Consider the following 13,931-nt stretch of genomic DNA (forward strand, 5'->3'; position numbering starts at 1 on the left):
GGAAATTTACGACGAGGAGATTTACGCATGAGCAAAATCGCACAACACATCTCAGCTGCAGCCGCAGGGACGATCCAACTTGGAGATCTTACCGTGAACCGCTTGGGATACGGCGCCATGCGGATCACGGGCAAAGGTGTTTGGGGGCCTCCGGCAGATCGCAATGCAGCATTGGCCACGCTGCGGCGCGTGGTAGAGCTCGGCGTCAATTTCATAGACACAGCGGATTCCTATGGGCCCTACGTTTCAGAAGAACTGATTGCCGAGGCACTGGCCCCGTATCCGGCAGGCCTGGTGATTGCTACGAAGGGCGGATGGGAGCGTGTCGGGCCAGGACAGTGGGTTCACAATGCCAGCCCGGAGCATCTGAAAGCTGCTGTGGCAGGAAGCCTCAAGAGGCTGCACCTCGAGCGAATCGAGGTCTACCAACTCCATGTACCCGATCCAGCGGTATCTTTTGAGGCGTCAATTGAGACACTGGCTAAACTGCGTGAGGAGGGAAAGATTCGCCATGTGGCGCTGTCGAATGTGACGGTGGAGCATCTGGAGCGCGCGCGGAAGATTGTGCCCATAGTCTCGGTGCAGAATCGCTACAGCTTTGCTGACCGGGAGTGGGACTACCTGTTGAACCACTGTGAGCAGAATGGAATTGCATTCATTCCCTGGGCTCCTCTGGGGCAAAATCGGCAGGCAAACGAAACATTGGAGCAGGCGGCAGTGATGCTGGATGCAAGTCCGATGCAGGTGGCGTTGGTGTGGCTGCTGCGCCGCTCCAAGGTGATGCTGCCAATTCCGGGGACATCCTCCGTGGCGCACCTTGAAGAAAACGTTGCTGCGGCGGGATTGAAGCTGCCGGATGAAGTGTTCGCTGCATTATCGAAAGTGAATCCTCCGCCTGCCAGTCTGCGGTGAGCGTGGCGCCACGTGAAAACAAACCAGCCTGGGTTAGGCTGGTTTGCGCCCACGCCTGCTTAAAGTGACGAGTGAGAATTCATCATTTTCCGTATTGTCAGGTCCCTTGGAGGGACGAGCGGACGAGTGGATTCACGAATGATGAGCTCAGGCTCGACCATCATGTCTGGCGCATCCGTATCCTCACCAGAGATCATCTTCAACAGGCGCGAGCCCGCTAATTCTCCCATGTGGCTCAGCGGCTGCCGCAGGGTTGTGAGTCCCGGAATCTGATAGGCAGCTCCCTGGATATCGTCAAAGCCAACGACGGAAACATCCTGGGGTACTCGGACGCCGGCTTCGTGAAAGGCGCGAATAGCGCCTATCGCCGAAAAGTCGTTGAACGCAATAAGAGCCGTGAAGTGCACCTTCTTATTGAGTAGCTCTCGCGTGCAGAAATAACCCTCCTCCGCGGTCGATGGTTCGTGAGCTTTTCCTTTGGACGGCAATTGCTTGACGAGGCGTGGATCGATCGTGATACCTCGCGATTTTGCGGCGGATGAAATCCCTCGCCATCGCTCGCTGCTTGCTGGTCGCCAGGCATGCCCCTTGATGACGGCAATTTGTCTGTGCCCTGACTCGATCAGATGCTCCGCGGCAAGCCATCCTCCGCGACGATTGTCCAGCATGATCCTCGCCATGCCATCGACGAGTGGCTGATTTCCAATGGAGACGGTTGGGCGGCCAAGCGGGTGATGGATCGGCGTGTTGATCACGATGAATCCTTCTACGCCGCGCTGCGTTAGCTGACGGGGATACTCGCGAATCAACTCTTCGTCAGAGTGATGGTTGGCCACGAAGTAGAAGAATTTCTCGCGGACGAGAGCGTCATCGATTCCGCCAAGGATAGCGGCAGAAAATCCCTGCCCGACTTCGGGAAGCAGTACGGCCACCGTATAGCTCCGCTTGGAGTAGAGATACTTCGCATAGAGATCAGGCCGGTAGTCAAAGCGCTTTGCCGCTTCAAGTACTCGGAGTCTTGTCTGTTCCGGTATAGCAGCGGCCAGCGGGGCATTGTTCAGAACAAGAGAGACCGTGCTGGGCGAGAGTTGCAAATAGGCAGCGAGGGCCTTTTGACTAATGGGTGCCTTTGGCGTACTGGGGGCCTTCTTCAATATGGTTCCTCAATCCGATGGCTGTTCCATTCAAGACGCATGGGGCTGCTGGATAGACGCATGCGCTCGACCGGAATCATCCGGTTCTAGCAAGGTACTTTGGATTGTGCAACGGATACATGCTTTGCGTCGAGCTAAACCTCTTGTCCTTAAGATAAGCAAATATCAGTTGACAATTCTGTATGGCAGCGATAAGAATGGGCGCCACGATTAAAGCGGTTGAATAAAGCAATGCTTAACATTTTGGAGGAAGTATGGCGCAAGTTGTGAAGGGCATTCTCCGTCTATTGACGGCTGCCTTGCTACTTCCTGCCGGACTCGCGTTTGGGCAGGCCGTAAATGCAAATCTTCTGGGCACCGTTACCGACCAGACAAACGCTGCGATCGCCGGCGCAACAGTGACGATCACCGAAACGAGCACTGGGATCAGTAAGACCTCCCAGACAAACGCCAGCGGTAACTACGACTTTGAGGCGATCCAGCCAGGGACATATCAGGTCTCCGCGACGCAGAAAGGCTTTAAGCGTGCGGTGAACGAGGGTGTAAGTGTCGTGGTGAACAGTACAGTTCGCATTGACCTTACCCTGATGCCTGGCTCGGTGACGGAGAGCGTCACCGTGACGGAACAACCACCCGCGCTCAAGACCGACCGCGCGGATGTTAGTGTCGATATCGATTCCCAGCAGACAGAGAGCCTGCCGTTAGGGACCAATCGTAACTTTCAAGGGATGATTGCCCTGGTACCTGGCGCCACTCGCCCTCACTTTACGCATTCCTCCTTCTTCAATGCGGCATCTTCGCTTTCGACGGAAGTGAACGGCCAATCGCGTCTGGCCAACAATACAGAAATTGAAGGTATCGACGATAACGAGCGGTCTGGTTTGTTGCAGGTCATCATTCCGCCGAGCGAAGCGATTCAGACGGCCAACGTTTCCACTAGTAACTACCAGGCTGAATTCGGTCGTGCCGGTGGAGCGGTGACCGATGTCATTCTTAAATCCGGCACAAATACCTTCCATGGCGCAGCCTATGAATTTAACCGTATTAGCGCTTTGGCAGCAGAAAGCTATTTCCAGAAGGGGAAAAATCCGGCAACTACATATAACTACTTTGGCGGAAATATCGGGGGTCCGATCATCCGCAACAAGCTGTTTATCTTTGGCGACTTCCTGCGCGTCACCGATCACCAGGGGCAGTTCAATACGCTGACTGTTCCAACTGCCGACTTCCGAAATGGAAACTTCACGGCTGGTACCCCAGTCTATGATCCGGCAAGCGGGAATGGCGATCCAACGAAACGTACGCAGTTTAGTTACCAGGGGCAGTCGAATGTCATGGACCCCTCCAGGATCAGCCCGATTGCCAAAAATATTCTGGCGTTGATTCCGCTCCCAAACGTACCTGGAGCCGGACTTACCAGTAACTACACCGGGGTCACGCACTACACCCGTGAGGCAAACTCCTTCGACGTGAAGGCGGATGATAACCTTCGCGGCAATGACCACCTTTCTTATCGCTACAGCTATCAGAGGGTGAATCAGGTTCAGGGCTCGATCTTTGGCATGGCTGGCGGTCCTGCCAACGGAGGTTCCAATGCGCACGGAGTGCAGAGCGCATACAACACTGCGATTAACTACACTCACCTCTTCTCGCCGAAGCTACTCACGGAAATTCGTCTGGGAGCGAACCACTATAAAAACGTTGCCAATCCTGTCGACTATGGGACGAAAGCGTCCGCAGCGGTAGGTATCCCCGGGGTGAACGTAGATAACTTTACGAGTGGGCTTGCCAACATCACCATCAACGGCTACTCCAACCCCATCGTTGGAACAGGTAGCTCGTATCCCTGGGTGCGTGGCGAAACCAACATGGACGTCGTCAATAACTGGACAATCGTTGCGGCAAACCACAGCGTGAAGCTTGGAGTCGATATACGCCGTATCCGCGATGACTTATTCCAGGGGCAGGTATTCGGACCGAGAGGCGTCTTTACCTTTAGCGATGGTCAAACAGCGTTGAAGGGTGGTCCAAAAACAGGTATAGCGAATGACTTTGCCAGCTTCTTGTTAGATATTCCCAATCAGGTAGGTCGCGACGTGGGCGTGAAGGATGCGTCCTGGAGAGAGTCCCAATTCTTCACTTACGCGCAGGACACTTGGCAGGCTAGCCCAAAGTTGACGCTGACTTATGGGATTCGGTGGGAACTTTATGTGCCTCCCACGGCGCGCCACTCGGGTGACTACTCAAACTACGATCCAACAACAAACTCTCTGATCATTGCAGGTATCGGGAAGAATCCGGCGAACCTGGGGCTCGATACTCGCTACACCAACTTTGCGCCGCGCTTCGGTATCGCCTATCGCGTGGACGATCAGACCGTGCTGCGGGCAGGGTATGGCATCAGCTACGAACCCTTCCCTGACAATCTCAACAACTACGCGGTCAACTTCCCGCTCAAGCAGAACAATGCGTTCCAGTCGTTGAGCAGTTATACACAAGCGCTGAAGCCGGATGGCACCCCGGCCTCGATGTCTGTGGGTTTTCCTGCTCCGTTAATTGCTACGATTCCAGCGAATGGCATCATCACCAACCCGCCGTCGCAGGTGTACAACGTCGTGGAACGTCACTGGAAAGAGCCATATATCCAATCGTGGAATGCTGCTGTGCAGCGGAGCTTGCCTTATAAGTTCGTGCTCGACGTCGCGTATGTTGCCAACGTTGGGGTAGGACAGGCGCAAGGCTACAACATGAACGCTGGATTTGTGGCTGGTGCTGGCGTAGCAGGAGAGCCGCTATATAAGTTATTTGGAAGGACTGCGGCAACCAACTACATATATAAAAGGGCTAGCTCAAACTACAACTCTCTCCAGGTAAAACTAGATCATCATTATGACAACGGGCTTTCGTCGACCACCTCTTATACCTACCAGAAGGCGCTTGGTTATGTTACGTCCTCTGGAAGTGGAGTCGGCGGCACTGCGTTCTATATTGACTTCTCCCGCAACTATTCACGCCTCGGCAATGACCGGACGCAGACCTTCGTACAGAGCTTCATCTATGACTTTCCATTTGGAAAGAATAAGCGTTGGTTGAATCACGGAGTCGCTGGCTTTATAGCTGGAGGATGGCAGATGAGTGGTGTTCTCTCTCTCGAGACGGGAACTCCCTTCACGATCACAGCCAGCAGCGCCAGCCTGAATGCGCCAAGCAATACGCAGGTAGCCAACATTAACGGACCTTTCCGCAAACTGAAGGGCATCGGTAAGACGAGTGCGTGGTTTGATCCCTCTGTATTCAGCCAGCCGACGACTGCGGCCTATGGAAACACCGGGAATAATGCATTTGTAGGCCCAGGGATGTTCAATCTTGATGCTTCGGCTGCCCGGCGTTTTGCTCTGACGGAGCGGGCCAATCTGGAGCTACGCGCGGAGACATTCAGCCTGACGAATACTCCGCAGTTTGGCAATCCGAGCAGCAACGTCACAAACTCAGACTTCGGTCATATCACAGGGTCGAGTGGCGGAGCCAGCGGAAACCGTGGGGTTCAACTGGCTGGTAAGCTGAGCTTCTAACAGGTTGCGGCGATTTGCTTATAGCCAGTGTTTCTCAAAACATCGGAGACCTGGCTATAAGCGTTGCTACGCGGCCGTGTATATGGGGAGCGGGTATCCCGATTCATAAACAGTGCAGCGGACAGGGCTGCAGAGGAGAGTTAAGATGTCAGATTTTACGCGCCGTAATTTTCTCATCGGTGCCGGCGTTGCGGCTGCTGCCGCGGGGATACCCGCTTCTTTGCGGGCTATGGATTCTGCCTCTGGTGCATCTCAGGCTCAACGCCTGAAGTCGCAGTTTCGTTTAGCAGTCATCACGGACGAAATCTCCCAGGATTTTGATCATGCGTGCTCTATAGCTGCTCGGGAGTTCGGTATGAGCTGGGTTGAACTGCGGGGGCTGTGGAAGAAGAATGTCCTTGCGTTGGACGCCAACGAAATTGCAGAAGCGCGTCGCATCCTGGCAAAGTACGAATTGCGAGTGACCGATATTGGAAGCCCTCTCTTTAAGACGGACTGGCCGGATGCACCGCAATCGAAGTTCAGTCCCAAGCACGATAAGTTCAGCCCGGACGTCACCTTTAAGGGGCAGGATGAGGTGTTGGAGCAGAGTATTGCAGCGGCCAAGGCCTTTCAGACTGACAGGATCAGGGGATTCGACTTCTGGAGACTGGAAGATCCAGCCCCTCATCGCAAGGCGATCAACGCCAAGCTGCAGGAGGCGGCGGAGAAGTGCGGTAAGCAGGGGCTCATCTTTGTTCTGGAAAACGAGATGGCCTGCAATACAGCGACAGGCGCGGAAGCCGCGAAGGTCTTGGCCGCCGTTCCTTCGCCGCATCTGATGTTGAACTGGGATCCAGGGAACGCGGCGGCACTTGGGGAAACTCCATTTCCGAATGGCTGGAATCTGCTGCCGAAGAATCGCATCGGTCACTGTCACTGCAAGGATACGGTGATGAAGCCCGGTGGTGGGTATGAATGGGCGCCGGTCGGCAAGGGCGTAATTGATTGGAAGGGGCAGTTTCGCGCGCTCAAGCAGATGGGCTATAACCATGCGATTAGTCTCGAGACCCATTGGCATGGCGGCGGTACAGGCGAGGAATCCACACGGCAGAGTTGGGCTGGTATGAAGATAGCCCTGCAGTCTGCAGGAATGCTCGCATAGCGCAGTGAGCCATATCAGATAGGGGAGAGTGGAATGAACAGACGAGAATTTGTTGGGCATATGGCCGCGGGTGCGGCTGTGTTTGCTGCTTATCCTTCAGCTCGCGCGTTGGGCGCGAATAACCGAATTCGAATTGGCCTGATCGGTGCTGGGGATCGGGGCATGCACGACCTGAAAGAGGCTGTCCGTCAACCGGATGTGGAATGTGTCGCAGTAGCTGATCTTTATTCCGGGCGCAGAGACGAGGCAAAAAAACTTTACCCCGGCGTCGAGGTCTATGACGATCACCGCCGCCTGCTGGAACGCAAGGATATCGATGCTGTGATTGTCGCAACATCGTTGAACCAGCATGCGCTGTGCATGCTGGACGCGCTCTCCGCAGGGAAAGACGTCTATTGCGAAAAGACGATGACCTATGACATCCCCGAAGCAGTAGCGTGCCGGAAGGCGGCGCAAAGCTCGAAGCAGGTCGTGCAAATCGGCTTGCAGCACGAGAGCGATGGCGACCTGGCGGATGCCAGAAAGTGGGTACAGGACGGGATCGTGGGCAAGGTCACGATGGTGGAATCGTGGATGAGCCGCAATACCCGGCATGGCCATGGGCAATGGGTGAGGCCGATCCCCAGCGACTGCAATCCGCAGCATGTGAACTGGGATCTTTTCCTGTATGGCAGGCCAAAGTCCACGTTCGATGCGAATAAGTTCATCAACTGGCGTTTGTTCTGGGAGTTTTCCGGCGGTAACGTGACGGAGAACATGGTCCACCAGATTGCATGGATCATGACGGCGCTGGATCTGAAGGAGCCACTGGCGGCAACCATGGCCGGTGGGGTTTTCTCCGAGAAGGATGGGCGAGAAGTCCCGGACACCATCGCAGTAACCCTGGAGTATCCCGAGACCGTGATTCTGTGGCAATCCAGCTTTAATAACAGCCACTTTGGGCTGGGAGAACGCATCCTTGGCACCGACGGCACGATCGAACATATAAGCGGTGCGACGGATATGGTTACCGGTAAATACGCCTCCGGGATCAACTATTTTCCGGAAAAGATGAATCGCCCGGATGGAACCAACATAACAGGGCAGACGCCAGGGCGTGATCATATGGCGAACTGGATGGAGTGCATTCGTTCAAGGAACCAGAAGACCAATGCGCCCATGGAAATCGGTTACAACTCTGCTGTTGCTGCGCATATGGCGAATATGGCCTATCGCCAAAAGCGCCGGATCACACTCGATGAAGCACTCTCTGCCAAGCCGGTGTTTTAATAACTGATAGGGGCGCATGGAATGCGGCTTATGCTGCGTGCATCCGCCGGGTTTCCACGTAACGTAATTGGAACCAAAATCAGGAGTGTGAAGTTGGAAGCGACAAAGAATACCGGCATAGGCATCGGAATGGGCCATACAGTTGCTCAAAACGCTGGCTTGCTCGAAACAGTGCAGACGCAGCATTTGAGCGCCCTCTTATGGAACCAGCAGCAGGAGATGGCGGGATGACAATTCTCAATAATGACAGGCTCTTTCCGTCAGATCCGGACACGCGGAGTATTGCGCGCCGACTCTACGCCGAAATTCGCAATCTACCGATCGTCAGCCCTCACGGTCATACCAATCCTCGCTGGTTTGCAGAGGATGAGCCATTTCCGGACCCGGCGCGGCTCTTTATTGTGCCAGATCATTATGTGTTCCGCATGCTTTACAGCCAGGGTATCTCGCTCGATGACCTCGGTGTGGGAGCACACTCCACTGCCAATCCCAGAGATGTGTGGAGGATTTTCGCAAAACATTATTATTTGTTTCGGGGCACACCGACGCGTCTGTGGATGGACTATGCCTTCCAGGAATTGTTCGGCATGAAGGAGCGTCTCTCCTCTGAGAATGCCGATGCCTATTACGATGCACTCGCGGAGAAGTTGAATACCCCGGAATTCCGCCCCCGCGCCCTGCTCGAGCGGTTTCACCTCGAGGTTATTACCACCACGGATTCTGCTCTTGACTTGTTGGAGTATCATAAGAAGATTCGCACTCTGAATCTCAAGACCAGAATCCTGCCCACTCTTCGTCCTGACTCTGTTATTGATCCGGACATGGAAGGGTTCCGCGAGAACGTTGCCAAACTGGGGAAACAGACGGGCGAAGATACCGCCACCTGGCCAGGCTATTTGAAAGCATTGCAGCAGGTTCGCGCGAACTTCAAGGCGTTGGGATGCACGGCGACGGACCACGGACACCCGACGGCTGCAACCGCGGATCTGGATTCCGCGTCTGCAGCGGCGCTGTTCCATACAGTGCTCGCCGGGGCGCCGTCCGCTGAAGAAAAGGAGCTGTTCCGTGCGCAGATGCTCACGGAAATGGCGCGCATGAGCCTCGAAGACGGATTGGTGATGCAGATCCATCCGGGAAGCTTCCGCAATCACAACACAAAGTTGTACGAGCGGTATGGGCGTGACGTAGGAGCAGACATACCCGTAGCGATGGACTATGTTCATGCTCTCCGGCCGTTGCTGAACCGCTTCGGCAACGAGGCTGGACTCACGATCATTCTCTTCACCCTGGATGAATCCACCTACAGCCGCGAACTCGCGCCGCTGGCGGGGCACTATCCATGCCTGCGTCTCGGGCCGCCGTGGTGGTTCAATGACAGTCCTGAAGGCATGATGCGCTTCCGTGAGTACACCACGGAGACGGCGGGCTTTTATAACACGGTGGGCTTCAACGATGACACCCGGGCGTTTCTCTCTATTCCCGGGCGGCACGATGTGGCGCGGCGTATCGATTGTGCCTATCTTGCACGTCTGGTTGCAGAACACCGCCTGGACGAAGACGAAGCTCATCAGGTTGCGCATCAGCTGACCTACGATCTGGTTCGCTCCGCCTACAAGCTGTGAAGGAAGAATAATTCGTAAACCGGTTGCGGCGGGAAGCAGATTCACTCTGCTTCCCGCCGCTCAGAATGGGCCGGTCACTGTTTCGATTGGGAGGTAGCTCTTGCTTCTATCACGTCGTAACATCTGCCAACTGGTGCCTTTGCTGGCTGGCTCTTCGGCTCTTGCATTCGCACAACAGCAATTGGGTACAACGATTGCTCCTTTTGATACATTGCCCGTTCGGAAGAGCGGCTCTAATAGCTTCCGCAAGATTCTTGAGGGAGAAACCTATTCCGGAGCGCATATTGAGGTGCACGAGACTACGCTGGGCCCCGGAAGCTCTCCGCATCCGCACCATCACCATGTCCACGAAGAGATGTTTCTTCTTTCAAAGGGAACACTGGAGTTGACCATTCAAGGCAAGACCACCGTCATCGGTCCCGGATCGGCGGCCTATGTCCACTCCAATGAAGAACACTCTGTTCGGAATCCCGGCACAGAGGACACACAATACTTTGTGTTGGAGCTTGGCAAGGAAGCCTGAGCCTCTATCTGGGCAGTAGGGACTGGCGCTGCATGCGGAGCCCGGCGAGTGGCCGTGGCTCCGCGGAGTAGCTGAGCGGTTATCTACTTGCTTTCGGAGGTATTGCGGGGAGCCTTTGCGGTCAGGGTTGCAAGCAGCAACCGGGCAGAGGCTGGAGTCGGCACTGCATGTCTCGCGACGATATCGGTGGCGCTTACCTTCTTTCCATAGAGAGCCTCGTTGGCTTCATCGTCCGGACCGAGCGATGAACCCGAGAGCGAGACACCGGCGAAGACACCCTGTGCGCGCGAGTAGGAGAGCATCTCGGCATTCATGACGAGATTGGTGGACGCTTCGGCAGTACGGCCGACCGGGCCGGCAGCAATGCTGGCATCTCCGCCCAGCTTCACCTTGCCAGTCTGAAGCGCCTTCGCTCCTTTATCGTTCATGACGAGGATGACAAAGTCTGTGGCCTGACCGCCGATCTGGAATCCCAAGCTTCCGCCCATAGATTGCATCATGCTGGGAGCGCTCCATCTTCCTGTAAAGTTCGCTCCACTACGACAGGTCATTACCCCTCGACCATAGGAACCACCGACGATGAATGCCGCTTTCTTGACGGACGGCAGGATGATGACACACTCTGCTTTGCGCAGGATATCCAGCGGAATACTGTTGTCGGCGTTGACCAGTTCTTTCATCACCACGCCCGATTCCTTGACCCGCTCCACTTCTTTTGAGTTATTCGCCGCTTTTGCGGCTACGGGCATAAGCAGTGACAACGAGGCGATGGCGAGACATAGCGATGTAGCTTTCTTATGGTTCCTATCTTGTTTCTGCATGAGCATCCTCTTTCTGGTAGTTGCGGTTGTGCAGGTAAGATCGCGCAGCCTAAGTTCACATAGAAATGCGAGCGAAGATAGGCCGCCAACGACAGGGACCAACCAGTATCTCTGGCACTTGCCCATCCGTATGATGCAGGCTTTTCGTTCCGGGTTCTCCTTATGGGTGCCTTAATCACTCCTCGCTGTCGTAGAATCTTGTCTGTCTTGGATGAATTCGATCAACTTCTAGTGGTTCTGGTGGCGACGCGCAATCCATTGAACATGGGTGCGGCTGCACGTGCCATGAGTAATTTCGGATTTCTGCGCCTGCGAGTCGTGAACCCTTATGATCCGTCCTTTCGCGAGGCGCGCTCGGCGGTGGGCGCATCCGCGGTAATGGCGGAGGCGGAGCAGTTCAAGAGTGTAGCCGAGGCAGTTGCCGATTGCACTCTGGTAGTGGGCACCACCGCAGCAGGGAAGCGCGAACTCCAGCATCCGCTGCGTGACCTGGAGGAAGGGGCTCCCCTCATTCGTGAGCGGATGCGCTCGGGCCGGGTTGCGCTGCTGTTTGGATCGGAGAAGACAGGACTCTCCAGCAAAGACCTCAGCCACTGCCATTGGTTGATGCATATTCCAACTCGCCAGGAGCATCTCTCCATGAACCTGGGGCAGGCGGTTGCGGTGTGTCTGTATGAGATCGCGCGCGGGTGCAGGATCGCGGCAGAACAAACTGAGGCACTGGAGAAGTACGCCTCGGTGGATGAAGTGGAACGGGTGACGGGCGTGCTGCTGGAGGCGCTCGACAGCAGCGGGTATATAGGCGGCTCGGTCCCCGTCGATGTTGAAGAAAGAGTGCGGCGGCTGGTTCGGCGCATGGATATGCGATCGCAGGATCCGGAGGTGTGGCTGGGGATGCTGCGCCAGATCGTGTGGAAGCTGCGTTCCGGCGCACAGTGAGTTTAGGGCGCTTTTACGCCGGGATGCCTTTCAGCGCCTCGGCCTTGGAGATGGGCTTGCCATGGAAGTAAGAGAGGTTAGCCATGTGGCAGGCTGCTGCCGCATGGTGTCCAAAAAGCGCATCCTCAACTACGGGCTTCCGGCTTCTTACTGAGGAGAAGAAATTCCGGAGATGGGGCGTAACGTCGTCGTGCGCCGCTCCGTGATACGTTGTGGCCAGGTTGAGTGGCGCTTCGGCCAGGATAGTGTCATTTTCGGCATGCCACTGCTGCTCATACGCCTTGCGCATGGCAAGCGGATAGCTGCTGGTGTAGTAGCTGGGCGAGGTGTCGATGCCGCGCTGGGGCGTGCAGGTGAGAACACCATTGACGATCTCGATGATCCCGCGCGATCCCAGGATGCGCGTTGTCTCCGGCGTATCGGTGCCGAGCGTGAGCCGTACCGACACCAGTACCGTTCCATAGCGGAAGAGTGACATGTGCAGGTCCGGCATATTGCGGCCATCCTTCCAGCGCGCGGTGGCTCCCATGGCAGAGGCTTCATCGGGAATCTGATTGATGCCGGTGATGTACTGCATGCCGCTGAGCAGATGCACCATGAGATCTCCGGCGACACCTGTGCCATACTCCCGCCAGCAACGCCAGCGTGCAAAGATGTCGGGATCAAAGGGCCTTTTCGGCGCGCTCCCCAGCCATGTATCCCAATCGAGGTTTGCGGAAGAGAGCCCGGGAGGAGGCGGATACTCCCACGCGCCGCTGGGGCTGTTGCGCCCAGAGAGAGATCGACGGAGATGAGATCGCCGATCGCTCCGCTGCTGAAGAGTTCCCGAGCCTTGCCAAAAAGAGCCGAGCTGACGCGCTGCGAACCAACCTGAACGATGCGCCCGGAGCTATGCGCGGCAGCAACCATGGATGCTCCATCGGCAATGCTATGCGACATAGGCTTTTCGCAGTAGACATCCTTGCCGGCCTTGACTGCGTCCACCACGAGTGTCTTATGCCAGTGATCTGGAACCGCAACGATCAGGCATTCGATGTTCTTGTCGTCCAGCAATTCGTGATATTGGCGTGTGGTTCGGATCTCGGGGCCGGCAATCTCGCGGGCAAGGGTATGGCGCTCATCATAAAGGTCGCAGGCGGCAATGCATCGCGTACCCGGCAATGCAACCGAGTGTGTGAGGAGCCCGGACCCCTGCATGCCGACGCCGATGATCGCAAAGCGAACCGGATCTTTGCCGCTTTCACCCTGGTCGACTGGCGTTTGTGCCGCGAGCGGGACTGCATGTGTGCCGATGGTGGTTGCGGCTGCGGCGGCAACGGCGGAGGACCGGAGAAACTGGCGGCGGGTGAATTCTGGCTTCATCGAAGGCTCCATGCTACGGGTGGTACGACTCGACTGCTCCCGCGCGCAATGGCAATTGGAAGCACACGAGAATTGCAGTCTCTGTGGATCCTGTGTAGATCCCTGTATTGTTAACTGGCAATTGTACGCAACCCATCGAATTTTGGCGCACTTACGAAGCAGCTCATCTGATTTGGCGAGTCCTGCACGAAAATCTCAGTGGATATGGTGCGCGATAAGACGGTCCTTCACCGCGTCATACACCTGTGGAGGAAGGATGGCCTTCGTCTTCAATTGGCCCTTGTTGGCATAGGGGCGGCCGTTGATGATTCTTTGTGCGTAGCTCGGCGTGATGCCATGGACACGGGTCAACTGAGCAATTGTGGCGCGGTTAATGTCTACTTGCGGCGCGGGTGGACGGACAATGCGCGCAGGGGGCTGATCGTTGATGCTTTGCGCAGCGAGTTCTTGTTCCCCAGCAGGCGATAAAAAAGCAAGCGCCAGAAAAGCAAATGCCAGAGCGGTGGCGTACACGGTTCGCGAAAATACGAATCTCGGAAGGTGGCGGGGAGGCTCATGCATTTCGGGATGCGGCTCCTGTAGGGGATGGGAATTTCCTCCAGTTTAGTTCCTC

13 protein-coding genes are annotated in these 13,931 nt (G+C 55.9%); 9 read left to right on the forward strand and 4 right to left on the reverse strand.

Annotated elements, in window-relative coordinates; translation table 11 throughout:
• The first annotated feature begins 27 nt into the window (after window positions 1-27).
• The gene (locus tag VM554_14925; GenBank protein ID HVJ09668.1) at window positions 28-912 is read left to right on the forward strand and encodes an aldo/keto reductase; all 885 of its coding nucleotides are present in this window, start codon (window positions 28-30) and stop codon (window positions 910-912) included.
• A 59-nt stretch (window positions 913-971) separates the two neighbouring features.
• Here VM554_14925 and VM554_14930 read toward each other — a convergent pair whose 3' ends face one another.
• On the reverse strand, window positions 972-2,066 hold the full coding sequence (locus VM554_14930) for a LacI family DNA-binding transcriptional regulator (GenBank protein HVJ09669.1): 1,095 nt from the start codon (window positions 2,064-2,066) through the stop codon (window positions 972-974).
• 254 nt (window positions 2,067-2,320) lie between these two features.
• On the opposite strand from VM554_14930, the gene VM554_14935 reads away from it, so the two are divergent.
• The 6 genes from VM554_14935 (at window position 2,321) to VM554_14960 (ending at window position 10,196) form a co-directional block, all read left to right on the forward strand.
• On the forward strand, window positions 2,321-5,638 hold the full coding sequence (locus tag VM554_14935) for a TonB-dependent receptor (protein HVJ09670.1): 3,318 nt from the start codon (window positions 2,321-2,323) through the stop codon (window positions 5,636-5,638).
• 145 nt (window positions 5,639-5,783) lie between these two features.
• Complete coding sequence (locus VM554_14940; protein ID HVJ09671.1) at window positions 5,784-6,782, forward strand: sugar phosphate isomerase/epimerase family protein; 999 nt, start codon at window positions 5,784-5,786, stop codon at window positions 6,780-6,782.
• Between the two features lie 33 nt (window positions 6,783-6,815).
• Window positions 6,816-8,051 (forward strand): Gfo/Idh/MocA family oxidoreductase, encoded by a 1,236-nt coding sequence (locus tag VM554_14945; protein ID HVJ09672.1) that lies wholly within the window; start codon window positions 6,816-6,818, stop codon window positions 8,049-8,051.
• Window positions 8,052-8,144: 93 nt separating this feature from the next.
• Complete coding sequence (locus VM554_14950) at window positions 8,145-8,282, forward strand: hypothetical protein (protein HVJ09673.1); 138 nt, start codon at window positions 8,145-8,147, stop codon at window positions 8,280-8,282.
• Entirely contained in the window at window positions 8,279-9,673 is a 1,395-nt protein-coding gene (gene uxaC / locus VM554_14955; protein HVJ09674.1) for a glucuronate isomerase, read from the forward strand. The genes VM554_14950 and uxaC overlap by 4 nt, the downstream gene beginning before the upstream one ends.
• A gap of 100 nt (window positions 9,674-9,773) precedes the next feature.
• Window positions 9,774-10,196: a cupin domain-containing protein gene (locus tag VM554_14960; GenBank protein HVJ09675.1), complete on the forward strand. Its 423-nt coding sequence runs from the start codon at window positions 9,774-9,776 to the stop codon at window positions 10,194-10,196.
• Between the two features lie 83 nt (window positions 10,197-10,279).
• Here VM554_14960 and VM554_14965 read toward each other — a convergent pair whose 3' ends face one another.
• Window positions 10,280-11,017 carry a lipid-binding SYLF domain-containing protein gene (locus tag VM554_14965; GenBank protein HVJ09676.1) on the reverse strand — a complete coding sequence of 246 codons (738 nt, stop codon included), beginning with the start codon at window positions 11,015-11,017 and terminating at the stop codon, window positions 10,280-10,282.
• A gap of 198 nt (window positions 11,018-11,215) precedes the next feature.
• Between VM554_14965 and VM554_14970 the strand changes: the two genes are divergently transcribed.
• Window positions 11,216-11,956, forward strand: coding sequence for an RNA methyltransferase (locus VM554_14970; GenBank protein HVJ09677.1), 741 nt, complete (start codon window positions 11,216-11,218; stop codon window positions 11,954-11,956).
• A 13-nt stretch (window positions 11,957-11,969) separates the two neighbouring features.
• Here the strand turns inward: VM554_14970 and VM554_14975 are convergent, their stop codons facing one another.
• Window positions 11,970-12,554 (reverse strand): hypothetical protein, encoded by a 585-nt coding sequence (locus VM554_14975; protein HVJ09678.1) that lies wholly within the window; start codon window positions 12,552-12,554, stop codon window positions 11,970-11,972.
• A gap of 113 nt (window positions 12,555-12,667) precedes the next feature.
• On the opposite strand from VM554_14975, the gene VM554_14980 reads away from it, so the two are divergent.
• A complete protein-coding gene (locus VM554_14980; GenBank protein HVJ09679.1) occupies window positions 12,668-13,432 on the forward strand; it encodes a hypothetical protein in 765 nt (254 codons plus the stop codon).
• An 81-nt stretch (window positions 13,433-13,513) separates the two neighbouring features.
• Here the strand turns inward: VM554_14980 and VM554_14985 are convergent, their stop codons facing one another.
• Complete coding sequence (locus tag VM554_14985; protein ID HVJ09680.1) at window positions 13,514-13,879, reverse strand: helix-hairpin-helix domain-containing protein; 366 nt, start codon at window positions 13,877-13,879, stop codon at window positions 13,514-13,516.
• Window positions 13,880-13,931: the final 52 nt, after the last annotated feature.

This window comes from Acidisarcina sp. (assembly GCA_035539175.1).
Taxonomy (GTDB): Bacteria; Acidobacteriota; Terriglobia; order Terriglobales; family Acidobacteriaceae; genus JANXZS01.

Bases quoted from the DNA above. Each gene is read 5' to 3' on its own strand.
- VM554_14925 (HVJ09668.1), top strand. From the start codon at position 28: ATGAGCAAAATCGCACAACACATCTCAGCTGCAGCCGCAGGGACGATC.
- VM554_14940 (HVJ09671.1), top strand. From the start codon at position 5,784: ATGTCAGATTTTACGCGCCGTAATTTTCTCATCGGTGCCGGCGTTGCG.
- VM554_14975 (HVJ09678.1), bottom strand. From the start codon at position 12,554: ATGGTGCATCTGCTCAGCGGCATGCAGTACATCACCGGCATCAATCAG.
- VM554_14985 (HVJ09680.1), bottom strand. From the start codon at position 13,879: ATGCATGAGCCTCCCCGCCACCTTCCGAGATTCGTATTTTCGCGAACC.
- uxaC (HVJ09674.1), top strand. From the start codon at position 8,279: ATGACAATTCTCAATAATGACAGGCTCTTTCCGTCAGATCCGGACACG.
- VM554_14965 (HVJ09676.1), bottom strand. From the start codon at position 11,017: ATGCAGAAACAAGATAGGAACCATAAGAAAGCTACATCGCTATGTCTC.
- VM554_14945 (HVJ09672.1), top strand. From the start codon at position 6,816: ATGAACAGACGAGAATTTGTTGGGCATATGGCCGCGGGTGCGGCTGTG.
- VM554_14935 (HVJ09670.1), top strand. From the start codon at position 2,321: ATGGCGCAAGTTGTGAAGGGCATTCTCCGTCTATTGACGGCTGCCTTG.